The sequence below is a fragment of the Comamonas sp. A23 genome (assembly GCF_004522605.1).
In the GTDB taxonomy this organism is placed as follows: Bacteria; Pseudomonadota; Gammaproteobacteria; order Burkholderiales; family Burkholderiaceae_C; genus Comamonas; species Comamonas thiooxydans.
Window position 1 is genome coordinate 188,278 of sequence record NZ_RSDT01000004.1, and the last position, 23,989, is coordinate 212,266.

Below are 23,989 nucleotides of genomic sequence, written 5' to 3' on the forward strand. Positions count from 1 at the left end.
GCCGCAAAGCGGCTCAGGGGGTAACTCAGCCCCGCATATCGCCCTTGTCCATGAAGCGCTGATGCCAGGACAGTGCCTCGGTCAGGATATGCGGCGTGTGCTGTGCACCCTGCTGGCGCGAGCGGTCGAAATAATCCTGCAACTGGGCGCGGTAGTCCGGATGGGCACACCTGTCGATGATGACTTGCGCACGCTGCTTGGGCGACAGGCCACGCAGATCGGCCAGACCCTGCTCGGTGACGATGATCTGGGTGTCATGCTCGGTGTGGTCCACATGCGAGCACATGGGCACGATGCAGCTGATCTTGCCGTCCTTGGCCACCGAGGGCGTGACAAAGAAGGACAGATAGCCGTTGCGGGCAAAGTCGCCCGATCCGCCGATGCCGTTCATCATGCCCGTGCCCATGACATGGGTGGAGTTGATGTTGCCGTAGATGTCGGCCTCGATCATCGAGTTCATGGCGATGATGCCCAGGCGGCGCACCAACTCGGGGTGGTTGGAGATTTCCTGCGGGCGCAGGATGATGCGCTCGCGGTAGAAGTCGATGTTGTCCTCGAAGTCCTTGTAGGCCGCAGCAGACAGCGAGATGGAAGTGGCCGAGGCCTTGCTCATCTTGCCCGCGCGCAGCAGATCCAGCATGCCGTCCTGCAGCACTTCGGTAAAGCCCAGCAGGTTCTCGAACGGGCCGGTCAGCAAGCCTGCCAGCACGGCATTGGCCACATTGCCCACACCCGACTGGATGGGCAGCATTTCCTTGGGCAGGCGGCCCATCTTCATCTCGTGGGCCAGGAAGTCGATGATGTAGCCGGCTATTTTCTGGGAGTTCTCGTCCGGTGTGGCAAACACATTGTCGCGGTCGCCCTTGTGGGTCTCGACCACGGCCACGACCTTGGCGGGGTCCACCTTCAGGTAGGCATCGCCGATACGGTCATCGGCATGCGTCATGTTGATGGGCATGCGGCGCGGCGGGATGGCCGTGCCGTAGTAGATGTCGTGCATGCCCTCCATCCGGGCGGGCGGCTTGGTGTTGACTTCCAGAATCACCTTGTCGGCGATCTCCAGCCAGGTCTTGTTGTTGCCCACGGCCGTCGACGGGATCAGCAGACCATCGGCGGTCACGCCCAGCACCTCGATCACGGCGATGTTCATATGGCCCAGAAAGCCGAACCAGGCATGCTGCGCCACATGGGACAGGTGCATGTCGATGAAGTCGATCTCACCCGAGTTCACGGCCTTGCGCGCGATGGGATCGGTGTTGAAGGGCAGGCGCTGACCCAGTGCGTGGGCTTCGGCCATCACGCCGTCGCATTCGGCGGCGGTGGACGCGCCGGTCCAGACATTGATCTTGTAGGGCTTGCCCTGGGCATGCTCTGCCTTGGCACGGGCCGCTATGGCCTGTGGCAATGCCTTGGGATAACCGGCTCCGGTAAAGCCGCTCATGCCGACATTGACACCGTGGGGAATCAGGGCGGCGGCCTCTTCGGCCGTCATGACGCGCGAGAGGAATTCTGGGTAACGTACGCGATCTGCGATGGACATTGCATGCTCCAAACTCAGAGGCTCCGGCCCGGCACGCGAGCCTGACCGGCGCCAACGCGCTGGCATTCTTGCGGCTCATGCTCGGCGCTCAGACTGGCACCTCTAAAAAAAACCGCCCGGGTAGGGCGGCATATCTCCAGAGAGAAATGTTACCAGCGCGGAACATTAACACCGGGATTCTCGGCAAAGGCCCCGCGCTGCTGTCAGGGGAATGTTCCCTCGATTACATGTTGGCACTCACTTGGCCTGTACCTTGGTTTCAGATTTGCGCTCGCCCATGGTCAGCAGCGCATACAGGATGATGGCGCCAAAGGTGGCGCAGCCGATGCCGCCCAGCGCGAATTCGCCGAACCTCAGCGTGAATTCTCCGGTACCCAGGATCAGGGTGATGGCAGCCACGATCAGATTCTTGGTGTCGGAGAAGTCCACCTTGTTGTCCACCCAGATCTTGGCGCCGGCAATGGCGATCAGGCCGAACACCACGATGGAGACACCGCCCATCACGGGCAGGGGAATGGCCTGGATCAGCGCACCGAACTTGGGCGAGAAGCCCAGCAGCACGGCCAGCAGGGCCGCCACAAAGAACACGGCCGTGGAGTAGATGCGGGTCGCCGCCATCACGCCGATGTTTTCGGCATAGGTGGTCACGCCTGTGCCGCCGGCTGCGCCGGAGACCATGGTGGCCACGCCGTCACCGATGAAGGCACGACCCATGTATTGGTCCAGGTTCTTGCCCGTCATGGCGGTCACCGCCTTGATATGGCCCAGGTTCTCGGCCACCAGGATGATGACCACGGGCACGATCAGCAGCATGGCATTGCTGGTGAACACCGGCGCATGGAAGCTGGGAATGCCGAACCAGGCGGCATTGAGCACGCCGCTCAGATCCACGGGCTTGCCCCAGCCCAGGCCGTTGGTGAAGACGGCGTAGAGCACGCTGGCAATGATCAGGCCGATCAGAATCAGCAGGCGCTGCAGCATGCCGCGCGTGAACACCGCCACCAGCGCCACGGAGACAAAGGTCAGCGCCTGCATCCAGGACTCGAAGTTGTTGGACGCCATGTTCTTGATGGGAATCGAGGCCAGGTTCAGGCCGATGATGGCCACCACGGCGCCCGTCACCACGGGCGGCATGAAGCGTTCGATCCAGGCCGTGCCCACCATCTGCACCAGCAGGCCGACCAGCATGTAGACAAAGCCGCAGGCAATGATGCCGCCCAGCGCCACGCCGATATTGGCGTTGGCAGGTCCCTGGCTGGCCACGTAGCCGGTGGCGATGTTGACCACACCGATGAAGGCAAAGGAAGAGCCCAGATAGCTGGGCACCTTGCCGCCGGTGATGAGAAAGAAGATCAGCGTGCCGATGCCACTCATCAACACCGCCAGATTGGGATCGAACCCCATGAGGATGGGAGCCAGCACCGTGGAGCCGAACATGGCGATCACGTGCTGGATACCCATCAAACCGGTCTGCGTCCAGGGCAGTCGCTCATCGGGGCCGATGACGCCACCGCCCTGCAAGACATCGGACGATCGCTCCGTCCATTGAAACATTCCCATCCCATCGCTCCTTGGAGATATCAAAAACGGAGCAGATTATGGCAAGCAGTGCTTGCCCGCTGGGGTCGTGCAAGCACTGGTAAACCAGGGACTGTGGTCTCTTGCACACGCGGGAAAACGGCGGCAGAACGTCAAACTATCAAATACATAGCTTCCAGCGCCAACCCATCAATGACTTCATTGATAAATAGATATGAAGTGATTGATCAGCAAGCGCAAGAAGCTATCAAATTCATTGCTTCTGCTGCAGCGCGCGCGCAATGCGATCGCGCTTGACCGTAGGCTTGGGCACCTTGAACGGGAACCACATGCGCACATCCTCCTCCAGCGCGATGCCGTGCATGAAGTTGTAGATGGCCTTCTTGAGCGCCGCGCCCAGTGCGTCGTGATCGACGCCCGTGGGGTCGATGAAGGGACGGTCGTTCTTGGCAAAGTTGCCCTCGGGCAGCGGCGGCAGCTCGATGCCGTATTCCTCGGGGTTGAGGCCCACGGGCGAGTGCACGGTGCAGCTGAAGCGGTGAAAAAAGCCGCTTTGGATACAGCCGTTGAGGAACAGCTGGCGCACATACTCGAGCGCGTCCACCGTGTCCTGCACGGTCTGCGTCGGAAAGCCGTACATCAGATAGGCATGGACCAGGATGCCTGCCTCCGAAAACGCCTTGGTCACACGTGCCACCTGGTCCACGGTCACGCCTTTTTTCATCAGCGCCAGCAGCCGGTCGGATGCCACTTCCAGGCCGCCGGAGATGGCGATGCAGCCGCTGTCGGCCATCAGCTCGGCCAGCTCGGGCGTGAAGGTCTTCTCGAAGCGAACATTGCCCCACCAGGAGATGCCGGCGTTGCGCGCAATCAGCTCCTGCGACAGCGCCTTGAGCGCCTTGGGCGGCGCGGCTTCATCGACAAAGTGAAAGCCGGTCTGGCCGGTCTCGGCGACGATGGCCTCGATGCGGTCGGCCAGCACGGCGGCGCTGGCGCCCTCGTAGCGGCCGATATAGTCCAGGCTCACATCGCAGAAGCTGCACTTCTTCCAGTAGCAGCCATGGGCCACGGTGAGCTTGTTCCAGCGCCCATCACTCCACAGACGGTGCATGGGGTTGAGCATGTCCAGCAGCGACAGGTATCGGTCCAGCGGCAGGCCGTCCCAGGTGGGCGTGCCGACCTCGGCAAACGCGATGTCGGATTCCATCATGTTGATGTACTGGACCTTGCCACCTTCGTCATCACTGCCGCGCACAAAAGTGCGCACCAGGCGCGATCTGCCACGCTCGCCGCGCAGGTGCTCGAGCAGCGCCAGCAGCGGGCGTTCGCCCGCATCCAGGGTCACGAAATCGAAGTAGTCGAACACGCGCGGCTCGGCCAGCTCGCGCAGCTCGGTGTTGACAAAGCCGCCGCCCAGCACGGTGGCGATCTGCGGGAAGCGCCGCTTGATGGTCTGGGCAATGCGAAACGCCGCATAGGCCGAGCCCGGAAAGGGCACGGACAGCAGCACCACCGTGGGCTGGTGGCGCTCCACGGCCTCCAGCGTCAGGCGCTCCAGCACTTCGTCCACCAGATTCGGCTCTGCCGCCAGTGCGCTGGCCAGCGGATCGAAGCTGGGCTGGCTGCCGGCCAGCGATTCGGCATAGCGCACGAACTCGAAGCGCTCGTCCACGGCATCGCGCAGCACATCGGCCAGATCGTTGAGGTATAGCGTGGCCAGATGCTTGGCCTTGTCTTGCAGGCCCAGGGCGCCAAAGGCCCAGCCCAGCGGATCGCCGTCTTCCTCGTCCTCATACACATCGAGCGTGGCAAAGCGTGGGCCTTCGGGCAGAAAGTGGCGCCCCACGATGCGATGGGCCAGCGTGGAGTCTCGCCCCTGCAAAAACGCAATCGTGGGCGCGATCGTGGCCAGATAGCGCTCCTGCTGCGCGACAAAGGACTGGACGGCAGGCGTGTGCTGCCTGGCAGGCAGACTCTGGATGCGCTCGGCCACGGCGCGCAGGCCATCGGGCGAGAGCAGTTGCAGCACCAGGGCCAGTGCCAGGTCTTCCTGCATGGCGGTGATGCCGCGCGAGCGCAGAAAGCCGGTCAGATAGGCCGTGGAGGGGTAGGGAGTGTTGAGCTGCGTCATCGGCGGAATGACGGCCAGCACGCGGGTGGGCAAAGCGGACATGGGGTGCGGGTCGCCGGCATGCGCCGTTGACGGTGTAAACAGGCCCCGATTATCGGTTTGACCGCTCAGCTGTGCTCGTGTGCGCCCATACAGCCGACCGCGCTGCTGCACAGGTGACATCTGGCGGGGCCACCACCAATGACTTGCAAGGGCTGCAGCGCTAGGCTGGACCCATGTCTTCCGCACCGCAACACCCCGCTCCCTATATCCCTCAGATCCGGCTGTACCAGAACTGGCTGCATGAAACGCGCGGCCTGAGCTTTGCCGACTATGACTCGCTGTGGCGCTGGTCGACCAGCGATCTCGATGCCTTCTGGCAAAGCATCTGGGACTACTTCGATCTGCAGTCGCCCACGCCGCACAGCGCGGTGCTGGCCGGGAACACCATGCCCGGTGCGCAGTGGTTCCCGGGCGCGCAAGTGAACTATGTGCAGCAGGTGCTGCGCCATGTCCAGCCGGCCCATGCCGCCGGCATGCCGGCCGTCATCAGCCGCAACGAGCAGGGTCTGCAGCGCGAGCTGAGCTGGCCCGAGCTGCAGCGCCAGGTGGCGGCCCTGGCCCTGCATCTGCGTGCCCAGGGCGTCGCCAAGGGCGACCGCGTCGCGGCCTATCTGCCCAATATTCCCGAGGCCATCGTCGCCTTTCTGGCCTGCGCCAGTCTGGGCGCCATCTGGAGCATCTGCGCGCCCGACATGGGCACCCATGCCGTGCTCGACCGTTTCAAGCAGATAGCGCCCAAGGCGCTGATCGCTGTGGACGGCGTGCATTACGCAGGCAAGGACATAGACCGCCGCGAGGTCCTGCAGGAGCTGCGCCAAGGCCTGCCCAGCGTGCAGCACGTGGTGCTGGTGCCCAATCTGGATACCTCGATAAAGATAGCCGACACCGCAGACTACACCAACGTTACCGCACGAAATGATGCGGAGACGGCAGCCTTCACGCCAGAGTGGCTGCCCTTCGACCACCCGCTGTGGATCGTCTACTCCAGCGGCACCACGGGCCTGCCCAAGCCCATAGTCCACGGCCATGGCGGCATGGTGCTGGTGGCCTTGCAGCTCAAGGCCCTGCACAACGACATCGGCTGCAGCTACGAGCCCAATAGCTGGGGCGAGCGCTACCACTGGTACAGCTCCACGGGCTGGGTGATGTGGAATGCCCAGGTCTCGGGCCTGCTGGGCGGCACGAGCTGCGTGATCTTTGACGGCAGCCCCGGCGGCAGCAAGGACAAGCCCGACTGGGGCACGCTGTGGCGCTTTGCGGCCGAGACTGGCGTGACCAGCTTTGGCTCGGGCGCGGCCTTCTATGCCAACTGCATGAAGGCCGGCCTTGAGCTGTCCACCTGCGGCGACCTGTCGCGCATACGCGGGCTGGGCAGCACGGGCTCGCCGCTGTCTGCTGAAGTTCAGCAATGGGGTACAGACCAATTCGAGAAACTGGGCCGCGCCAATATTTGGTGGAATAACTTATCCGGCGGCACCGACTTCGCGGGCGCCTTTATCGGCGGCAACCGCGATCTGCCGCTGGTGCCCGGCGTCATGCAATGCCGCCAGCTGGGCGCCGCCGTCGAGGCCTGGAACGAGCAGGGCCAGCCCGTGATGGACGAGGTCGGCGAGCTGGTCTGCACCCAGCCCATTCCCTCCATGCCGCTGTTTCTCTGGGGCGATGCGGACGGCAAGCGCTATTTGTCGAGTTACTTCGATATGTACCCGGCTGGCCATGGCCGCCAACCGGGCGGCGGCGATGGTGACGCCGAAATGGGGCCTGTTTGGCGTCATGGCGACTGGATCAAGCTGCTTGGCGAGGGCGGCTGCATCATCTACGGTCGCAGCGATGCGACCATCAACCGCCATGGCCTGCGCATGGGCACCAGCGAGATCTACAGCGCCGTCGAGGCCCTGCCCGAGGTGCTGGACAGCATGGTGGTGGATCTCGAATATCTGGGCAAGGACAGCTATATGCCGCTGTTTGTGGCCCTGCGTCCGGGCGTGGAGCTCGATGCGGCGCTGCGCGAGCGCATCAACAAGGCCATCCGCTCGGCGCTGTCGCCCCGCTTTGTGCCCGACGATATCTTTGCCGTGGCCGAGATACCACGCACGCTCAGCGGCAAAAAGCAGGAGCTGCCCATCAAGAAGCTGCTGCTGGGCCAGCCGCTGGCCAAGGTGGTCAACAAGGACGCCATGGCCAACCCAGGCTGCCTGGACTGGTACGAAGGCTTTGCCAGGGAATATCTGGCCAGGACAGAAGCAGGCACAGTGTCCTGACGCGGCAGGCGCGGTGCGAGGGCCTGGGTGGCCCCCACCGCCTTGCAAAGGATTACCGTCCCTTCTTGGGGATCAGTGCCCCTGAAAGCGGGCAGCTCTCTTTTCGCGCCAGGCCGCACCGCCTTCCTTCAGATCGGCCGAGGCGATGGTGGCCTGCACGGCAGCATCGATGCCGGCCTTGTCATGCACGCCGCGGGCAATGGCGTTGAGATGTTTCTTCATTCCCAGCAAGGCCAGCGGCGCCATGCCGGCCAAGGTGGTCTGCAGCTGCATCACGCGCTCGCCGATATCGGTGCCGTCCACCAGATCGGTCAGAAAGCCGCAGTCCTTCATGGCCTGGGCCTGCAGCTTCTCGCAGCTCAGGAACAGGCGCTTGGCCGTATCCACACCCAGGCGGGTCACATAGCGCTCCAGGCCCGAGAGGTAGAAATGCAGGCCCAGCCGCGCGGCGGGCATGAACATCTGGCTGTTGGCCCCGCCCACGCGGAAGTCGCAGGCCAGTGCCATATCGGTGGCGCCGCCGAACACGCCGCCCTGAATCGCGGCAATGGTGACGGGACGGCAGTTCTCGATGGCATCCACCATCTCGCCGAAGGAGCTGCCCTCGTTCTGGCTGTTGGCGATCTCGCCAATGTCATAACCGCTGCAGAAATGCCTGCCCACCGCCTGCAGCGTCAGCACCAGCACCGCGGGGCTGGCGTTGACCTCGTCGATCTGACGGCGCAGCACGATCAGGTCTTCGGGCAGCAGTTTGTTGGCAACTTCGGGACGGCGCAAGGTGATGCTGGCACAGGCGCCCTGGATCAAAAGCTCTGGAGACATGACTGTATTTTCATCCAGACCTGCACAGACAGAGGCCTCTGAGGTGCATCAAGTGTTGCAGTGCAAACACTCGGTGACCATATCTTTTGCCGGTAGGCAGGTACACTTTGTCGTCCTCATAGAGCACCTGATGTGCGCTGATCCCATCCATGTCTGTTGAATCGACCGGCGCCGAGCGCCCCAGCTTTGACCTCAAGAGCGCACAACTGCCGGTGCTTTCCGTGGTACTTCGCAGCACCGACATGCAGGCGCTGGCCCAGGATCTGGCCCGCCGTCTTGCCGACGACCCGGACTTCTTCGACAACGACCCTGTGCTGATCGACCTCAGCCAGGTGCGCGAAGCAGAGGAAGAAATCGACTTCCCGGCCCTGATCGAGGCCCTGCGCAACCACCGCACAGTGCCCGTTGCCGTGCGCAGCGGCAGCGAGGCCCAGATGGAAGCAGCCAAGGCCCTTGGTCTGAGCGCAGCCCCCGATGCCATGCCGACGCGTCGCGCCGAGCCGGAAATCCACGAAATCATTCGCGAAGTGGAGGTCGAGGTGCCTGCTCCGCTGGCCGATGCCGTCATCGTGGACCGGCCGCTGCGCTCGGGCCAGCGCGTCTATGCCAAAGGCACCGACATTGTGGTTCTGGACATGGTCAGCTATGGTGCCGAGGTGATTGCCGACGGCAACGTCCATGTCTATGCGCCGCTGCGCGGCCGCGCCGTGGCCGGGGCCAGCGGCAACACCAGCGCAAGAATTTTTAGCACTTGCATGGAGGCGCAACTGCTTTCCATCGCAGGTATCTACCGCACAATTGAAACCGATCTCCCCAAGGACGTCGCCGGCAAAGCTGCCAAGGTGCGCCTGGAGGGAGAAAGAATCGTTATCGAACCGGTATGAGAGACACACCGGACACCCTATCAACCTGCCCCATTTGTCTTAAAGGAATCGTGCAAACATGGCCAAAATCGTCGTCGTGACCTCTGGCAAAGGCGGTGTCGGCAAGACCACCACCAGCGCCAGCTTCGCATCCGGCCTCGCACTGCGCGGCCACAAGACCGCAGTGATTGACTTCGATGTGGGTCTGCGCAATCTCGATCTGATCATGGGCTGCGAGCGCCGCGTGGTCTATGACCTCATCAATGTCATCCAGGGCGAAGCCAATCTGAACCAGGCCCTGATCAAGGACAAGCAGTGCGAAAACCTGTTCGTGCTGGCCGCTTCGCAGACCCGAGACAAGGAAGCCCTCACGCAGGAAGGCGTGAAGAAGGTGCTGGACGACCTGTCCGCCATGGACTTCGAGTTCATCATCTGCGACTCGCCCGCCGGCATTGAAAGCGGCGCACTGATGGCCATGCACTATGCCGAAGAGGCCCTGGTGGTGACCAACCCCGAAGTCTCGTCGGTGCGTGACTCGGACCGTATCTTGGGCATGCTCAGCTCCAAGACGGAGCGAGCGGTCAAGGGCGAGCGCATCAAGGAGCATCTGCTGATCACGCGCTACAACCCCAATCGCGTGGAAGACGGCCAGATGCTGTCGCTGGAGGATATCCAGGACATTCTGCGCATCGAGCTGATCGGCGTGATCCCCGAATCCGAAACCGTGCTCCAGGCCTCCAACCAGGGCATTCCCGCCGTGCACATGCAAGGCACGGATGTGGCAGAGGCCTATCAGGACGTGGTGGCCCGATTCCTGGGCGAAGAAAAACCCATGCGCTTTACCGAAGCCGTCAAACCCGGTTTCTTCAAGCGCATGTTTGGCGGGAGGTAAGCCTGATGTCCATGTTGTCGTTTCTGCTCGGAGAGAAGAAGAAGTCCGCCTCGGTCGCCAAGGAGCGACTGCAGATCATTCTCGCGCGCGAGCGCGTGGGCGGCGAAAGTGGCAAGCCCGACTATCTGCCTGCCCTGCAAAAAGAGCTGATGGCCGTGATTTCCAAGTATGTGGACATCAACCCCAATGACATCAAGGTACAGCTGGAGCGCCAGGAAAACCTTGAGGTTCTGGAAGTCAAGATCGAGCTGCCGGACGCCGCGCGCGGCTGATACCAACTCATCTATCCATAGCGCTAGCGCTTGATGGACAAGGAAATGGGCCTGAAAAGGCCCATTTTTCATTGCGATGCCGCCGCGCGGCCCTGCACCCTGCGAAAGCGTGGGGTGTCATTCCTCATTCGCGCACCGGCTCGCGCATGGTCACCAGCTCCTCGGCCACGGTCGGGTGTATGCCTATGGTCGCATCGAACTGCTGCTTGGTCGCGCCGCATTGCAGCGCCACGGCAAAGCCCTGCATCAGTTCGCCCGCGCCCTCTCCCACCATATGCACGCCGCGCACGCGCTGGTCGGCCTTGGAGACGATGAGCTTGAGGAAGACGTTCTCGGGCTCGGCCCCCATGCGATTGGTCAGCGGCCTGAAGCCGGACTGGAAAACCTGCACTGCGCCGAAGCGCTCGCGCGCCACCTCCTCCGACAGGCCCACGGTGCCCACCTGCGGATGGGAAAACACCGCCGTCGGCACCAGCTCGTAGTCGGGAGCGCTCTTGCCGCCCTGGCCGAACAGATGATGGGCGAGCACCGTCCCCTCAGCCAGCGCCACGGGTGTCAGAGCCATGCGATCGACCACATCGCCCACGGCATGGATGGAGGGCACGTTGCTGCAGAAATGCTGATCCACCTCGATGGCGCCCTTGTCGTTGACCTTGACACCCGCAGCCTCCAGCCCCAGGCCTGCTATCAGGGGAACGCGACCCGTGGCGTACATCACGCAGTCCACCGCCAGCTGCTCGCCGCTCTTGAGCTGCAGGTGCAGGCCGTCCGCCTGCTTGCTGATGGCCTGGATTTCTTCACCCCAGCGAAAGTTCACACCCAGCTGAGCCATTTCCTGGCCCAGATGCAGACCCAGGTCTGCATCAAAGCCGCGCAGCAACTGCTGGCGGCGATGCAGCAGAGTCGTCTCGGCGCCCAGGCCGTTGAAGATGGAGGCAAACTCCACGGCGATATAGCCTCCGCCCACGACCACCACCCGCCTGGGCAGATGCGGCAGATGGAAGGCCTCGTCAGAGCTGATGGCATGCTCTACACCAGGAATATCGGGCAGGCTGGGCGTTCCGCCCGTTGCAATCAGGATATGGCGGGCATGGATGGTCTGGCCGTTCACCAGCACGCTATGCGGCCCCGAGAGCGCCGCACGGCCATGGATAAGGGTAATGCCTGCGCCGGCCAGCATGCGGCCGTAGACACCGTTCAGGCGCTCGATTTCGCGGTCCTTGTTGGCAATCAGCGTGGGCCAGTCGAAGCGCGGCTGCTCCAGCTGCCAGCCAAAGCCTCGGGCCTCCTCGGCCAGCTGGCTGAAGTGCGCGGCATGGCTGAGCAGCTTCTTGGGGATGCAGCCCACGTTGACGCAGGTACCGCCCAATTGGGCAGCCTCCACCACAGCCACACGGGCCCCCAGGCCGGCAGCCACACGGCTGGCGCGCACGCCGCCCGAGCCACCGCCTATGACCAGAAAATCGTAATCAAAGTCTTGTTGCTGCATGTCCTGTCTCGCTGTTTGGGAGGTTCAAAGCAGATGCTTTCTGCTTTGAACTCTACAAGACAAGACTGCCGCAGGTGGTTTAACGCAGCGTTAAACCACCTGCACGACCCAGTTTGATTGGCGGGAGGCTCAGAACGGTTTGTCGCCCACGACCGTGGCGCGATGCATGCGGCGCACGGCCGGGAAATAGTCCTGAATTGCGTAATGCTGGGTAGAGCGGTTGTCCCACATGGCAATGGTGTTGGGCTCCCAGTGCAAGCGCATCTGGTATTCCAGAATCGCAGGCTGGCGCAGCAGATAGTTCATCAGATCCTGTTGCTGGGCATGAATTTCGTTGGCCGAGCGGAAGCTGTCGAAGTTCGAGCTGAAGTTGGCGAAATGCGTGACGAAGGTCTCGTTGACGTAGAGAATCTTTTGGCCGCTTTCGGGGTGGGTGCGCACCACCGGGTGCACCACGGGCGGGTATTTGCCACGCGCCTGGGCCTGCTCTGCGGGCGTCATGCGCGCACCGAACGAGGGCAGGATGTCATGCACGGCATACAGGCCGGCGATCTGCTGCTTGCGCGTCTCGGGCAGCTGCTCGTAGGCCTGCTCCATATTGATCCAGACCGTGTCGCCGCCGACCTCGGGGCATTCCACGCAGCGCAGCACCGAAGCCATGGAAGGCGTCTCGCGCCAGGAGACATCGGTGTGATAGACGTTCTCGGTGCCAGGGATCTTGCTGTTGCCGCCCAGCAGCACCAGTTCGGCATGGTCGGGGTGATGGGGAAATACCGGATGCAGCTCCAGCTCGCCGAAGCGGCGCGCAAACGCCACATGCTGGGCAGGCGTGATGTTCTGCTCGCGAAACACCAGCACCTTGTGCGCCACCAGCGCCTGGCGCAGCTCGCGCGCCTGCTCCTCGCTCATGGGCTGGCGCAGGTCTATGCCCGAAACCTCCACGCCGATGGCGGGTGAGATGCGCCTGAGCTCGATACCCGTCCTGCTTGCCACGGCCACCTTGAGCTGGGTATGGGCCGGCCTGTCTTCGCAATCGATCATGATGTGTCTCCAAAGCGTTGCAACCACTGTCCTCGGGCCTGACGCGGCAGGCCTGGGGGCAATCTAGGGCGGGCCTTGGAGATCGGTATCGTTCAAGCCGACTAGGTAGGGTTCCCAGTCGGCAGCCGGCCTTACCTGACGAAGCCGTGGGCGTGCATATGGCCCGAGTGGTAGAGCAGCGGCGCGCGGTCGGCATGGTGCTCGCAGCGTTCCACCTCGCCGATGAAGAGCAGATGGTCGCCTTCCTCATGCTGGCGCAGATTGCGGCACTCGAAGACCGCGCTGCAGCCCTCGAGCAGCGGCACGCCATGCTCGGAGTCATGGTGCTGCGTATGGCTGAAACGGTCCGCGCCCTTGCGTGCAAACAGCTCGGCCAGCGGCTTTTGCGAAGCCGCCAGCACATGAATCGCGTAATGCATGCTGTGGCGGAACACGGGCAGTGAGTTGGCCTTCAGACCCAGGCTCCAAAGCACCAGCGAGGGCGCCAGCGACAGTGCGTTGAAGGAGCTGACCGTGGAGCCCACCGCATGGCCCTCTGCACTGCGCGCCGTGATGATGGTCACGCCGGTGGCAAATTGCCCCAGCGCATCGCGAAATTCGCGCTGCGAGAAAGGCAAGGCCGAACGCAAGACGGAGGTAGGCAAGGCGGAGTTCACGAAATTCAGAGCTCAGGTCAGCGACCACAACGGTGCGCCACGGTTCAAGATCAGCAGATCCAAAGAGCATCTGCAGGACTTGATCAATTATCAACTTGAACCTTGCCGGTCACAATCCGTAAGGGCTTAAGGCCAGAATCATCAATTTTGATAGCTTATCGCGCAGTAATGCAAAGGCCTGCAGGCCTAAACCTTCATCAATCCTGGGTCTGAGCTGCCAGCAGCCCTTGACCGGCCTGCTGCGCCAGCCAGCCGCCGACCTTGGCTTTGCTGCAGCGTTGCAGCTGAATCAGCAGCTCGTGCTCGGGCCAGGGCAAGGCATGGCGCTCGCACAAATCCTGCTGCATGCGGGCCAGCAGGGCTGCCGCCATCTCGGCATCGGCCAGCGCCCGGTGGGCGCGGCCCGTGGAAGGCAGGTGCAGGTAGCGCGCCAGATTGCCCAGGCTGTGGCTGGGCGCCTGCGGGTAGATGCGGCGCGACAGCAGCACGGTGCAGGCAAACAGCTGGGGGGCGGCTTCGCCCGCCAGCGCCAGCTCGGCCTGCCAGAACTTGCTGTCGAACGATGCGTTGTGGGCCACCATGGGCGCAGCGCCCACAAAGCGGGCCGCATCGCGCATCACCTCGGCGGCGGGCGGCGCCGTGCGCAGCATGGCATTGGTGATGCCGGTGAGTTCGGTGATGAAGGGCGAGACCCAGGCCCCGGTCTGCATCAGGCTCTGGAAACGGTCCACCACACGGCCCTGCTCCAGCAGCACGATGGCCACCTCGGTGGCCCTGGCACCCTGGGCGGGCGTCATGCCCGTGGTTTCGAAGTCGATGACGGCAATCGCAGCACTCATGACTGCATTGTGCCGTGGCCGGCGCCTCAGTCCTGGCCCAGCTCGTCTTCGCCGGGCAGACCCAGGCTCTGCACCACATGCTCGAGTATGCGGAACAGCTGCTCGCTCTCGGCGCTGCCCAGTTGCTCCTCGATCTCGGTGTAGATGGTCTCGAAGTGCGGCACGATCTGGGCCACCATCTCCTGGCCTGCTGGCGTGAGGGCGAACTCGGAGCCCCGCAGGTCGGCCACATGGCGGCCGCGCTTGATGAGCAGGCGTCCTTCCAGCGTCTTGAGCAGGCGCGAGAGGCTGGGCATGCTGATGAAGGTCAGCTGCGACAGCTCCATGGGACGCAGACGCTTGTCGGCCACCCACATGATGCGCAGCACGCGCCATTGCTGCTCGGTCAGGCCGTGCGCACGCAGCGAGGGACGAAAGCGCACCATGACCGCCTCGCGGGCCTTGAGCAAAGCCATGGGCAATGAGCGCGCGAAGGAACGTGAGGTTTCAAGGGCAGGAGTGATGTCGTGCTGGATCATGGCATGGACGAGTTGCTGGCGTGATTGTATGTAAGAGCCCCACGCAGCGATACCGTCAATCCGGGCAAAAGAGTCAGCCAGCCCGTACTCGTCCTGCAGTCCTATGCCCTGTCTCAGGCCGACGCAATCCGCGCGCCGCGTGCGACCTCGGGTGCCGGCTCATCCCAGAACCGGAAATCCAGCGCCGGGCGCTCACCGCTCATCAGCGCCGCCATGGCCTTGCCCGAGCCTGCACCATGCGTCCAGCCCAGGGTGCCATGCCCGGCATTGACCCAGATTCCGGCAGCCTGGGTCGCACCGATGCAGGGAATATTGCTGGGCGTGGCTGGCCGCAGACCGCACCAGAACTGCGGATCGCCACCCTGCTCGGGCAGGCGCGTGTCGCAGACGCCGGGCATCAGCTCCTCCACGCGCCTGACCAGCATCTCGCAGCGCGCCCTGGCCGTGGGCGTGTCCAGACTCAGATCGAAGCCACCCAACTCTATGGTGCCGGCTACCCGCAGTCGGTTGCCCAAACGGCTCATGGCGACCTTGCGGCTGTCGTCGATGGTGGAGACCATGGGGGCTTTTTCAGGCCGCAGCAGCGGCAAGGTGGCGCTATAGCCCTTGCCCGGATAGATGGGAACCTTCACGCCCAAAGGCTTGAGCAGCAACGGCGTGTAGGAGCCGCAGGCGACCACCACGGCATCCGCGCTCAGCATGCGCGGGGCGCCATCGCTGCCGTCGCGAATCTGCACCTGGGCAGGCTTGCCCCGACGCGCCGACTGCAGACTCAGGATGTCGTGGCCGTAGAGGAATTGCACACCGGCCTGGGCACAGAGATCGGCCAGCTTTTCGGTGAACAGACGCGCATCACCGGACTCATCGGTGGCGGTGAAGGTGCCGCCCGCAATCTGCGCCGCATAGGGCGTGAATGCTGGCTCGATGGCCAGCAGCTCGTCGCGGCTGACCAGACGACGCTGCACGCCGTATTGCCGCATCAGCTCCACGCCTTCGGCGGCCTCGGCAAACGCCTGCGGGCTGCTGTAGAAATGGGCAATGCCGCGCTCCAGCCGCTCGAACTCGATACCGGTCTTCTGGACCATGTCCTTGAGCGCCAGATGGCTGTAGGCGCCCAGCGCCACGATCTGCTGCACATTGCGCGCAAAGGCACGGTCGTTGCACTGGGCCAGGAACTGCAGGCACCAGCGCCATTGCGCGCTGTCGGCCTGGGGCCGCAGCAGCAGAGGAGCCTCTTTGTCGAACATCCATTTGAGCGCCTTCCAGGGCGCCTGGCGATTCGCCCAGGGCTCGCAGTAACTGACCGATATCTGGCCGCCATTGGCATAGCTGGTCTCCAGGGCCGGACCGCTCTGGCGGTCCACCACGGTGACTTGGTGACCGCGCTCGCGCAGATGCCAGGCGGTGCTGATGCCGATGATGCCGGCGCCCAGGACGATGATGTTCATGCGGCCAGTGTCTGCACTCTTGCAGGCAAACAAAAGCAGCATTAAATTTTCAGCAGTTTCATCAGAAATGCTAATGGAATTGCCATGAATTCCTGGGACCCTGTTGCGCTGGAATGCCTGGCCGCCATCGTGGAGGAAGGCGGCTTCGAGCGCGCGGCGCAAAGGCTGCACATCACCCAGTCGGCGGTGTCCCAGCGCCTGCGGGCGCTGGAAGCTCAGGTGGGCTCGGTGCTGGTGGAGCGCACGCGTCCCGTCAAGCCCACCAGCGCCGGGCGGCTGCTGCTCAAGCATGCCAAGCAGCTGCGCCTGCTGCGCGCCGATCTCGCTCATGAGTTGCAGGAGCTGGCACCGCAAACCGGGCAGAGTCTGGCCGGAGAAATCGTCTCCATCGCCATCAATGCCGACAGCATTGCCACCTGGGCCATGACGGCTCTGGACGAGCTGGTGAAGAGCGGCCTGCCGCTGGAGGTGGTGGTCGACGACCAGGACTTCACGCAGGAGCTGCTGCGCTCGGGCCAGGTCATGGGCTGCGTCACCACGCTGAGCCAGGCCCTGCGCGGCTGCACGGTGCAGCCCCTGGGCGCCATGCGCTATGTGGCCGTGGCCTCGGCCGAGTTTGCCCGGCAAAGACTGCCGCAGGGGCTGACGCGCAAGAACTTCAACCAGCTGCCCTATCTGTCCTTCAACCGCAAGGACGATATGCAGGCCGAATTCGTGGCGCGCTGCCTGGGCCTGCGCAATGTGTCGCTGCAGCACCAGATCCTGCTGCCCAGCTGCGAGGCGCAGGTGCGTGCCGTACGTGCCGGCTGGGGCGTTGGCGTGCTGCCGCAACTGCTGGTGCAGCCCGCGCTGGATGCCGGTGAGCTGATCGACGTAGCAACAGGCCATGCACTGTCCATCGCATTGTTCTGGCATTGCTGGAATCTGGAGTCACGCGTGCTGGCCCGTGTCAGCCAGGCCTTGCTGGGCAAGGCCCGCCAGGTGCTGCAAGCGGTTTGATGCAGACAAGAAAAAAGGCCGTGCTTTGCAGCGCGGCCTTGAGAGCTTGATGTCAAACGGAGGTACTTTGGTTTTTGTAGCTGTGGACGCTCATCTAGCCTTGATTTGAAGCTGAATTAAGCCTGATACGCATGTAAATCAAGCGCAAGCAGCTATGAAAATCAGCGAATCAGCAGCACGGGAATGGTGCAGCCCGCCAGCACCTGCGAGCTGACCGAACCCATGACCAGACGGCCCAGCGCACCGTGGCCATGCGTGCCCATGGCGATCAGGTCGAACTTGCCGTCCTGGGCGGCATGGATGATGGTGTCGGCAATGGGGCCGACCTTGGCGATGCTTTGCGCCTCGACGCCACGCCCCTTCAGGAACTCCAGCACGGGCTGCAGGATCTTGGCGGATTCTTCGTCGTAGTACTGCTCCACCACTTCCTTTCCCAGCGCAGCGCGTGCACGAGGCGGCAGCAGCGGCTGCACGGTGATGATGGTGTACTCATGGCCCGTGCCCAGCATCTCCTGATGCGAGGTCAGATAGGCCAGCATTTTCTGGGTATAGGCACTGCCGTCCACGGCGAGCAAGATCTTCATACCAATTTCTCCTTGTTGATGTCTCAAGCCTAAGGGCTGGGGACAGTCAGCATCTTGACTTGGCTCAAGTCAATTGTCGATGCCGGCAGAAAGTCATCCTGCTCTCCCTTGCGGGCATAGCCCAGGGGATTGGCCACCACACGGCATTGCCATTCGCTGCCGTCATCGCGCTGGCCGCACGCGATGTAGTCGCTGGCGCAATGCAGATGGCCGTGCAGCCAGAGCTGGGCATGGGGCAGAAAGTCGTCCATCACATTGCAGAAACCGGCCGTGCCGGGTACCAGGCCGTAGCGCGGATCGGCACTGCGCAGGCTGGGTGCAAAGTGGGTCACGGCCACCGTGGGTCCGTCAAAAGGCTGCTGCAGCGCAGCGCGCAGCCAGTCCTGGCAGAGCAGGCTTTCCTCGCGCATGGGCGCGGCCAGAAACGGCTCGCCCTGGCGACTGCCGCCTGTCTTTTGCAGATAGAAATTGGCGGCGCGAAAGGCCTTCTCGCGCAGCTTGTGCAAGCGCGTGGCATCGCTCACGCCTTCATGCATGGCCATGGCGTCGAAGTCGCTCCACAGCGTGGTGCCGATGAAACGCACCCCGTCCATGACCACGGTTTCACGATCGAGCCAGATCAGGCCCAGCCTGTCGCACACACGCTGCAGGCGCAGCCTTGCCTCGTCGAAGTCCTGCATGTCGTATTCGTGATTGCCGGGCACGAACAGCACGGGTGTGGGCCAGTTGGCGTATTGCGGCAGCGGCGAGAAACGCTCCAGCCCGAAGTTTTCGCCGTCGACCTGGGTGCTGCTCTGGTAGGAGCCGATGTCGCCGGCCAGCACCAGCACATCGGCGCCCGCGGCTGGCTGGGCCACGAATTGGGGGTGGACTTCGAGGTGCAGGTCGGACAGCAGCTGGATCTTCATGTGGCTAGTTTAGTCAACCATGGTGAGTGACCTGGGCCGAACCGTTGGCAAAGGTGATCTCGGCCGAGCGCGTCAGCGTTTTCAGCAGCCAGTCATAGGCCTGCGGGTGCGGGCCGCGCCGACGCCACAGTGCATCCACATGCACGGGCGTGACATCGAAGGGCAGATCGCGCAGCTCCAGCTGGTCGCTCATGCCGGTCACGGGCACAAAATGGCGCGGCAAGATGGTCAGCAGATCGGAGTTGAGCACCACGCGCGCCGCAGTGAAGAACTGGTTGACGGTGAGCACCACTTCACGCGAACGCCCCAGCGAGGCCAGGGCCTCGTCGATGAAGCCAAAGGAGCGGCCCGAAAAGCTGACCAGCATATGGCGTGCCGCGCAATAGTTGTCCAGCGTCAGCGGAACATGCGCCAGCGGATGGCCTTTGCGCATCACGCACAGGTACTCGCCCTCATACAGACGGCGGCTGTCAAACGCCACCAGACCGCCAGCCTGGGCACGCGCCGTCAGATCGGCCAGTACGGCGGGGAAATAGCCCACGGCCATATCGGCCTCGCCATCATCGAGCAAGGGCCTTGGATCGCGCGTGGTCAGCGGCAGCAGGCGTATGCCCAGGCCCGGTGCCTCGCGCGCCAGAATCGGGTACAGCGGCGGAATCAGCGTGGCGGCCGTGGCATCGGCCATGGCGATCACGAACGTGGTGGCGGCCGTCTCGGGATCGAACTCATCGGGTGCGAGTGCACCCTCCAGATGCTGCAAGGCCTCGCGTATCACCGGCCACAGGGCCTGGGCACGCGGCGTGGGCTCCACACCCTGTCCCTGGCGCACCAGCAGCTCGTCGCCCAGGACCTCGCGCAGCCGGCGCATGGCATTGCTGACCGCCGGCTGGGTGATGCTGAGCTTGTGCGCCGCACGCGTGAGACTGCGCTCGGACATGACCTCGTCGAAGACGCGCAGCAGATTGAGATCCAGAGAACGAAAGTTCAAAGACATGGCATCACCCAATACATCACTGCTGTGAATGCTACAGATTCAAAATATAAATTTGAACACACCTAGGGTAATCCCTATAGTTACACCTATTCCCCGGGCAATTCGCCAAAAGCGTGGGTCAAAGGGTTAACTGCCATGAGCAACTTTATTTACAACTCCTACTGTGTCGAGCACCCTGGTGTGGTGCGTATCTATCAAGCCAGCGATGAACGCATGGCCGCCATTGCCGCCGAGCACGAGGCGCAATCCCAGTCCAGGTCGTACTGGATGGTGCTGGCTGTAGTGCTGGCCGCCCTGGCCGCCGGCGTCTTCCAGGCCACCGAAACCTGGAGCGACGGTCATATGATGGCTGCCTGGATGGTTCTGTGGGCCATGGCTTTTGCCAGCATTGCCCTCTTCTCCACTCCCGCACGCCGTGCCATCAATCTGGTGCGCACCGGCTACCGCGCCTGGGTCAAGAGCCGCCAGCAAGCTGCTGCCGATGAACGCGTCTGGAACGCCGCGCTGCAAGATGCCCGCCTGATGGCCGATCTGGCCCGTGCCATGGATCGCCAGAGTCGCTAAGCGCCCGGACTGCTCCCCCGAAGAGCCGCTGCCCACAAGGCCGCGGCTTTTTTCATGCCCGCTCGCGCGTCATGCGTCATGAAATGAACGCCCATCCCTTGTCCGACAAGCGCCAACAGCTATCAACACAACGGCTCAAAAACAAAAAGCCCTGCGGCCAACGGCCTGCAGGGCTTTTTTATTCTGTCAAAGGCTTAGGCGGACAGACGCTCTTCGAGCTTGGCCTTGGTATCCAGCATGGCCTTGGGCAGGTTGTAGGCCAGCTTGTCGAAATGCTCGCCGTGCAGCTTCATTTCCTCGGCCCAGGCCGCCTTGTCGATATTGGTCACGCTGTCGAACTGGGCAGCGTCGAAGTCCAGACCGCTCCAGTTGATTTCGGCGTACTGGGGAGCAATGCCAAAGGCGGTTTCCTGGCCTTGGACCTGGCCTTCCAGACGGTCGATCATCCACTTCAGAACGCGCATGTTCTCACCGTAGCCAGGCCAGACGAACTTGCCTTCGGCATTCTTGCGGAACCAGTTGGTGGTGAAGATCTTGGGCAGGGTTGCTCCCTGGCCTTCGATCTTGGCGCCCAGATCCAGCCAGTGCTGGAAATAGTCGCTCATGTTGTAGCCGGCAAAAGGCAGCATGGCGAAGGGGTCGCGGCGCACCACGCCTTGTGCACCAAAGGCGGCAGCGGTGGTCTCGGAGCCCATGGTCGCTGCCATGTACACGCCCTCGGTCCAGTCACGGGCTTCGGTCACCAGAGGCACGGTGGTCGAGCGGCGGCCGCCGAAGATCATGGCATCGATCTTCACGCCGGCGGGATCGTCCCAGGCTTCGTCCAGCGCAGGGTTGTTGGTGGCAGCCACGGTGAAGCGGGCATTGGGGTGGGCGGCCTTGGCGCCGGTTTCCTTGGCGATCTGGGGCGTCCAGTCCTTGCCTTGCCAGTCGATCAGGTGATCGGGCAGCTTGCCCTGGTCCTTTTCCATGCCTTCCCACCACACGTCGCCGTCATCGGTCAGGGCCACATTGGTGAAGATCACGTTCTTGTCCAGGCTCAACATGCAGTTCGGGTTCGTGAGCATATTGGTGCCGGGAGCCACACCGAAGTAACCGGCTTCGGGGTTAATGGCGCGCAGCGAGCCGTCGGCCTGGGGCTTGATCCAGGCGATGTCGTCACCGATGGTCGTGACTTTCCAGCCGTCGAAGGCCTTGGGCGGCACAAGCATGGAGAAATTGGTCTTGCCGCAGGCCGAGGGGAAGGCCGCAGCCACGTGGTACTTCTTGCCTTCGGGGTTGGTAACGCCCAGGATCAGCATGTGCTCGGCCAGCCAGCCCTGGTCACGGCCCATGGTGGAGGCGATACGCAGCGCAAAGCACTTCTTGCCCAGCAGCGCATTGCCGCCGTAGCCCGAGCCGTAAGACCAGATCTCGCGGGTTTCGGGATAGTGAACAATGTACTTGGTCTTGCTGCAAGGCCAGGTGGTCTCGTCCTTCTGGCCTGCGGCCAGAGGTGCGCCGATGGTGTGCACGCAGGGCACGAACTCGCCGCTGGTGCCGATCACGTCATACACGGCCTTGCCCATGCGGGTCATGATCTTCATGTTGACGGCCACATAGGGGCTGTCGGACAGCTCGATACCCACGTGGGCGATGGGCGAACCCAGCGGGCCCATGGAGAAAGGCACCACGTACATGGTGCGGCCAGCCATGCAGCCGTCGAACAGCGGGTTCAGCGTGGCGCGCATTTCCGCAGGTTCCATCCAGTTGTTGGTGGGGCCTGCGTCTTCCTTCTTGGCGGAGCAGATATAGGTGCGGTCTTCCACGCGAGCCACGTCCGAAGGATCGGTCCAGGCCAGGAAGGAGCCGGGGCGCTTGGCCAGGGGCTTGAAGGTGCCGGCATCCACCAGCTGCTGGCACAGCGCGTCATATTCGGCTTGCGAGCCGTCGCACCAGTGGATCTGGGCAGGCTTGCACAGCGCGGCCATTTCGGCGACCCAGGCAATGAGCTTGGGGTTCTTGACGTAGTCGGGAGCCTGGATGTTCAGGCTTTGCACAGCGGCGTTCATGGGGGAAGTCCTTCAATTAAAAAACCAGTTTTTCAAAGAAGCATCCTCGGCTGCGTCTTTGAAAAAAGGCTTTTGAAGGTGTCTCGCTTGCTTTCCCTAGCGCTTGTTGGCGCCTGAAATCCGTCTGAAATAGTCAAAACAACCTTGTTTTGAATAGCAGCGGGAGATCGATTTTAGGTAGGAGCCTTGAATTTGTCAGCAAATCACCGGCAATATCTATGCATTCTGCGCATCAATATATGCATGCCGCATTCATTCATAACCTGCACAGACGTAAAAAAACCCCGCGTCGCGGGGTTGGGCTCGAGAAGGTTGGAATGCCTAGGCCATGTTCACGGCAATAAAGGCCAGCAGGAACATCATCACGGCGCCAGCGGCGGGAATGATGATGGGGATATAGGGCACAACGGCTTCAGCCGCATCCTGTGCCTCGTGGTTCACTGCGGAATCATCTGACATGTGATCAATGCTCCTCCTGAAAGCAGGCGGTGAAACAAGCAAGCTCTGCGGCCATTCTAGGCACAGCCCTGGCGACATGGCTCAGGGAAAGCCATAGCCACCTTTTGCGCTCAGACCCGCCCCTATGTCCGCCAATGGCGAACAGCACTTCTTCGATGTCGACCATGCGCAGATAAGTTCGCACTCGGAGTGCAACAGCATATGCTGGGCTTGCGGACGACCCGGCGCCGATTGCGAAATCGATGTGCACTGTTCCGCGTCAGATCGCAGCGCCGAAGTCCCTCACTGAAAGGATGGCTTCTATGGTTAGCGCTTCTTTCCTGTTCTGGCTGATCCTGCTGATGCTGGTGATTGGCCTGGGGACGGCGTCGATCCGGATTTTTCGCGAGTATGAGCGCGGCGTGGTCTTCACGCTGGGGCGCTTCTGGAAGGTCAAGGGGCCGGGACTGATCTTCATCATTCCCGCCATCCAGCAGGTGGTACGGGTCGATCTGCGCACCGTGGTCCTGGAGGTCCCCGCGCAGGATGTGATCTCGCGCGACAACGTCTCGGTCAAGGTCAATGCCGTGATCTATCTGCGCGTGGTGGATGCGGAAAAGGCGGTGATCCAGGTGGTCAATTATCTGGAGGCCACCAGTCAGCTCGCGCAAACCATGCTGCGCTCCGTATTGGGCAAGCATCAGCTCGACGAAATGCTGGCAGAGCGCGAATCGCTGAACCTGGACATCCAGCAGGCGCTGGATGCGCAAACCGACACCTGGGGCATCAAGGTCTCGAACGTGGAGATCAAGCAGGTCGATCTGACCGAATCCATGATCCGGGCGATCGCACGTCAGGCCGAGGCCGAGCGCGAACGCCGCGCCAAGGTGATTCACGCCGAAGGCGAATTGCAGGCTTCGGAAAAACTGTCTCAGGCAGCGAAAGTTCTGGCGCAGGAGCCTCAGGCCATCTTGCTGCGCTACCTGGAGACGCTGACCGTGATCGGCGCGGACAGAAACACCACGGTGGTGTTCCCCTTGCCCATGGACCTGGTGACCCCGCTGATCAAGAAAATCACGCCCCTGCAGGCCTGAGCAA

General features: G+C 62.7%; 22 protein-coding genes. 7 read left to right on the plus strand and 15 right to left on the minus strand.

Annotated elements, in window-relative coordinates:
- Positions 1-25: 25 nt before the first annotated feature.
- The 3 genes from EIC84_RS12195 to EIC84_RS12205 all read right to left on the minus strand — a co-directional run bounded on the left by EIC84_RS12195 (position 26) and on the right by EIC84_RS12205 (position 5,252).
- Positions 26-1,540 (minus strand): acetyl-CoA hydrolase/transferase family protein, encoded by a 1,515-nt coding sequence (locus tag EIC84_RS12195; protein ID WP_003069660.1) that lies wholly within the window; start codon positions 1,538-1,540, stop codon positions 26-28.
- Positions 1,541-1,777: 237 nt separating this feature from the next.
- Positions 1,778-3,100, minus strand: a complete 1,323-nt coding sequence (locus EIC84_RS12200; RefSeq protein WP_003069662.1) for a solute carrier family 23 protein — start codon at positions 3,098-3,100, stop codon at positions 1,778-1,780.
- Positions 3,101-3,332: 232 nt separating this feature from the next.
- Positions 3,333-5,252, minus strand: a complete 1,920-nt coding sequence (locus EIC84_RS12205) for a B12-binding domain-containing radical SAM protein (RefSeq protein WP_003069664.1) — start codon at positions 5,250-5,252, stop codon at positions 3,333-3,335.
- Between the two features lie 173 nt (positions 5,253-5,425).
- Between EIC84_RS12205 and EIC84_RS12210 the strand changes: the two genes are divergently transcribed.
- On the plus strand, positions 5,426-7,513 hold the full coding sequence (locus EIC84_RS12210) for an acetoacetate--CoA ligase (protein ID WP_003069666.1): 2,088 nt from the start codon (positions 5,426-5,428) through the stop codon (positions 7,511-7,513).
- A gap of 72 nt (positions 7,514-7,585) precedes the next feature.
- Here the strand turns inward: EIC84_RS12210 and EIC84_RS12215 are convergent, their stop codons facing one another.
- Positions 7,586-8,335 carry an enoyl-CoA hydratase/isomerase family protein gene (locus EIC84_RS12215; protein WP_003069668.1) on the minus strand — a complete coding sequence of 250 codons (750 nt, stop codon included), beginning with the start codon at positions 8,333-8,335 and terminating at the stop codon, positions 7,586-7,588.
- 149 nt (positions 8,336-8,484) lie between these two features.
- Here EIC84_RS12215 and minC point away from each other — a divergent pair, with 149 nt between their 5' ends.
- The 3 genes from minC to minE are packed head-to-tail and all read left to right on the plus strand — an operon-like array spanning position 8,485 to position 10,362.
- Positions 8,485-9,219, plus strand: coding sequence for a septum site-determining protein MinC (gene minC / locus EIC84_RS12220; RefSeq protein ID WP_003069670.1), 735 nt, complete (start codon positions 8,485-8,487; stop codon positions 9,217-9,219).
- A gap of 58 nt (positions 9,220-9,277) precedes the next feature.
- On the plus strand, positions 9,278-10,090 hold the full coding sequence (minD, locus tag EIC84_RS12225) for a septum site-determining protein MinD (RefSeq protein ID WP_003069672.1): 813 nt from the start codon (positions 9,278-9,280) through the stop codon (positions 10,088-10,090).
- Between the two features lie 5 nt (positions 10,091-10,095).
- Positions 10,096-10,362, plus strand: coding sequence for a cell division topological specificity factor MinE (gene minE, locus EIC84_RS12230; RefSeq protein WP_003071985.1), 267 nt, complete (start codon positions 10,096-10,098; stop codon positions 10,360-10,362).
- Between the two features lie 124 nt (positions 10,363-10,486).
- Here minE and gorA read toward each other — a convergent pair whose 3' ends face one another.
- From gorA to EIC84_RS12260, 6 genes are all read right to left on the minus strand, one after another.
- Positions 10,487-11,851: a glutathione-disulfide reductase gene (gorA, locus tag EIC84_RS12235; protein WP_003065201.1), complete on the minus strand. Its 1,365-nt coding sequence runs from the start codon at positions 11,849-11,851 to the stop codon at positions 10,487-10,489.
- A 129-nt stretch (positions 11,852-11,980) separates the two neighbouring features.
- Entirely contained in the window at positions 11,981-12,892 is a 912-nt protein-coding gene (locus EIC84_RS12240; RefSeq protein WP_003065203.1) for a TauD/TfdA family dioxygenase, read from the minus strand.
- 131 nt (positions 12,893-13,023) lie between these two features.
- Positions 13,024-13,548, minus strand: a complete 525-nt coding sequence (locus EIC84_RS12245; RefSeq protein ID WP_034362054.1) for a flavin reductase family protein — start codon at positions 13,546-13,548, stop codon at positions 13,024-13,026.
- Between the two features lie 197 nt (positions 13,549-13,745).
- Positions 13,746-14,387, minus strand: coding sequence for a PolC-type DNA polymerase III (locus tag EIC84_RS12250; protein WP_003065207.1), 642 nt, complete (start codon positions 14,385-14,387; stop codon positions 13,746-13,748).
- A 26-nt stretch (positions 14,388-14,413) separates the two neighbouring features.
- Positions 14,414-14,905 (minus strand): homoprotocatechuate degradation operon regulator HpaR, encoded by a 492-nt coding sequence (gene hpaR / locus EIC84_RS12255; RefSeq protein ID WP_003065209.1) that lies wholly within the window; start codon positions 14,903-14,905, stop codon positions 14,414-14,416.
- A gap of 113 nt (positions 14,906-15,018) precedes the next feature.
- Complete coding sequence (locus EIC84_RS12260; RefSeq protein ID WP_003065211.1) at positions 15,019-16,395, minus strand: D-amino acid dehydrogenase; 1,377 nt, start codon at positions 16,393-16,395, stop codon at positions 15,019-15,021.
- A gap of 42 nt (positions 16,396-16,437) precedes the next feature.
- On the opposite strand from EIC84_RS12260, the gene EIC84_RS12265 reads away from it, so the two are divergent.
- The gene (locus tag EIC84_RS12265) at positions 16,438-17,352 is read left to right on the plus strand and encodes a LysR family transcriptional regulator ArgP (RefSeq protein WP_003065212.1); all 915 of its coding nucleotides are present in this window, start codon (positions 16,438-16,440) and stop codon (positions 17,350-17,352) included.
- A gap of 161 nt (positions 17,353-17,513) precedes the next feature.
- On the opposite strand, the gene EIC84_RS12270 is transcribed toward EIC84_RS12265, so the two are convergent.
- Genes EIC84_RS12270 through EIC84_RS12280 form a run of 3 tightly spaced genes read right to left on the minus strand, consistent with a single transcriptional unit; the run spans position 17,514 to position 19,838 of the window.
- Positions 17,514-17,936, minus strand: coding sequence for a universal stress protein (locus EIC84_RS12270; protein WP_003065214.1), 423 nt, complete (start codon positions 17,934-17,936; stop codon positions 17,514-17,516).
- 29 nt (positions 17,937-17,965) lie between these two features.
- Entirely contained in the window at positions 17,966-18,844 is an 879-nt protein-coding gene (locus EIC84_RS12275; RefSeq protein ID WP_003065216.1) for a metallophosphoesterase, read from the minus strand.
- Between the two features lie 13 nt (positions 18,845-18,857).
- Positions 18,858-19,838 (minus strand): LysR family transcriptional regulator, encoded by a 981-nt coding sequence (locus tag EIC84_RS12280; RefSeq protein ID WP_034351561.1) that lies wholly within the window; start codon positions 19,836-19,838, stop codon positions 18,858-18,860.
- Positions 19,839-19,973: 135 nt separating this feature from the next.
- Here EIC84_RS12280 and EIC84_RS12285 point away from each other — a divergent pair, with 135 nt between their 5' ends.
- Positions 19,974-20,402 carry a hypothetical protein gene (locus tag EIC84_RS12285; RefSeq protein WP_003065220.1) on the plus strand — a complete coding sequence of 143 codons (429 nt, stop codon included), beginning with the start codon at positions 19,974-19,976 and terminating at the stop codon, positions 20,400-20,402.
- Between the two features lie 194 nt (positions 20,403-20,596).
- On the opposite strand, the gene EIC84_RS12290 is transcribed toward EIC84_RS12285, so the two are convergent.
- Both EIC84_RS12290 and EIC84_RS25970 read right to left on the minus strand, forming a co-directional pair.
- The gene (locus tag EIC84_RS12290) at positions 20,597-22,453 is read right to left on the minus strand and encodes a phosphoenolpyruvate carboxykinase (GTP) (RefSeq protein WP_003065223.1); all 1,857 of its coding nucleotides are present in this window, start codon (positions 22,451-22,453) and stop codon (positions 20,597-20,599) included.
- Between the two features lie 321 nt (positions 22,454-22,774).
- Positions 22,775-22,912: a hypothetical protein gene (locus EIC84_RS25970; RefSeq protein ID WP_003059912.1), complete on the minus strand. Its 138-nt coding sequence runs from the start codon at positions 22,910-22,912 to the stop codon at positions 22,775-22,777.
- Positions 22,913-23,214: 302 nt separating this feature from the next.
- Between EIC84_RS25970 and EIC84_RS12295 the strand changes: the two genes are divergently transcribed.
- Complete coding sequence (locus EIC84_RS12295; RefSeq protein ID WP_003065227.1) at positions 23,215-23,985, plus strand: slipin family protein; 771 nt, start codon at positions 23,215-23,217, stop codon at positions 23,983-23,985.
- Positions 23,986-23,989: the final 4 nt, after the last annotated feature.

Coding starts and splice junctions, on each gene's coding strand:
- minD (WP_003069672.1), top strand. CDS start 9,278: ATGGCCAAAATCGTCGTCGTGACCTCTGGCAAAGGCGGTGTCGGCAAG.
- minC (WP_003069670.1), top strand. CDS start 8,485: ATGTCTGTTGAATCGACCGGCGCCGAGCGCCCCAGCTTTGACCTCAAG.
- EIC84_RS12260 (WP_003065211.1), bottom strand. CDS start 16,395: ATGCTGCTTTTGTTTGCCTGCAAGAGTGCAGACACTGGCCGCATGAAC.
- EIC84_RS12285 (WP_003065220.1), top strand. CDS start 19,974: ATGAGCAACTTTATTTACAACTCCTACTGTGTCGAGCACCCTGGTGTG.
- EIC84_RS12210 (WP_003069666.1), top strand. CDS start 5,426: ATGTCTTCCGCACCGCAACACCCCGCTCCCTATATCCCTCAGATCCGG.
- EIC84_RS25970 (WP_003059912.1), bottom strand. CDS start 22,912: ATGTCAGATGATTCCGCAGTGAACCACGAGGCACAGGATGCGGCTGAA.
- EIC84_RS12270 (WP_003065214.1), bottom strand. CDS start 17,936: ATGAAGATCTTGCTCGCCGTGGACGGCAGTGCCTATACCCAGAAAATG.
- EIC84_RS12195 (WP_003069660.1), bottom strand. CDS start 1,540: ATGTCCATCGCAGATCGCGTACGTTACCCAGAATTCCTCTCGCGCGTC.
- hpaR (WP_003065209.1), bottom strand. CDS start 14,905: ATGATCCAGCACGACATCACTCCTGCCCTTGAAACCTCACGTTCCTTC.
- EIC84_RS12205 (WP_003069664.1), bottom strand. CDS start 5,252: ATGTCCGCTTTGCCCACCCGCGTGCTGGCCGTCATTCCGCCGATGACG.
- EIC84_RS12275 (WP_003065216.1), bottom strand. CDS start 18,844: ATGAAGATCCAGCTGCTGTCCGACCTGCACCTCGAAGTCCACCCCCAA.
- EIC84_RS12215 (WP_003069668.1), bottom strand. CDS start 8,335: ATGTCTCCAGAGCTTTTGATCCAGGGCGCCTGTGCCAGCATCACCTTG.
- EIC84_RS12295 (WP_003065227.1), top strand. CDS start 23,215: ATGGTTAGCGCTTCTTTCCTGTTCTGGCTGATCCTGCTGATGCTGGTG.
- minE (WP_003071985.1), top strand. CDS start 10,096: ATGTCCATGTTGTCGTTTCTGCTCGGAGAGAAGAAGAAGTCCGCCTCG.
- EIC84_RS12240 (WP_003065203.1), bottom strand. CDS start 12,892: ATGATCGATTGCGAAGACAGGCCGGCCCATACCCAGCTCAAGGTGGCC.
- EIC84_RS12250 (WP_003065207.1), bottom strand. CDS start 14,387: ATGAGTGCTGCGATTGCCGTCATCGACTTCGAAACCACGGGCATGACG.
- EIC84_RS12265 (WP_003065212.1), top strand. CDS start 16,438: ATGAATTCCTGGGACCCTGTTGCGCTGGAATGCCTGGCCGCCATCGTG.
- EIC84_RS12200 (WP_003069662.1), bottom strand. CDS start 3,100: ATGGGAATGTTTCAATGGACGGAGCGATCGTCCGATGTCTTGCAGGGC.
- EIC84_RS12280 (WP_034351561.1), bottom strand. CDS start 19,838: ATGTCTTTGAACTTTCGTTCTCTGGATCTCAATCTGCTGCGCGTCTTC.
- EIC84_RS12290 (WP_003065223.1), bottom strand. CDS start 22,453: ATGAACGCCGCTGTGCAAAGCCTGAACATCCAGGCTCCCGACTACGTC.
- gorA (WP_003065201.1), bottom strand. CDS start 11,851: ATGCAGCAACAAGACTTTGATTACGATTTTCTGGTCATAGGCGGTGGC.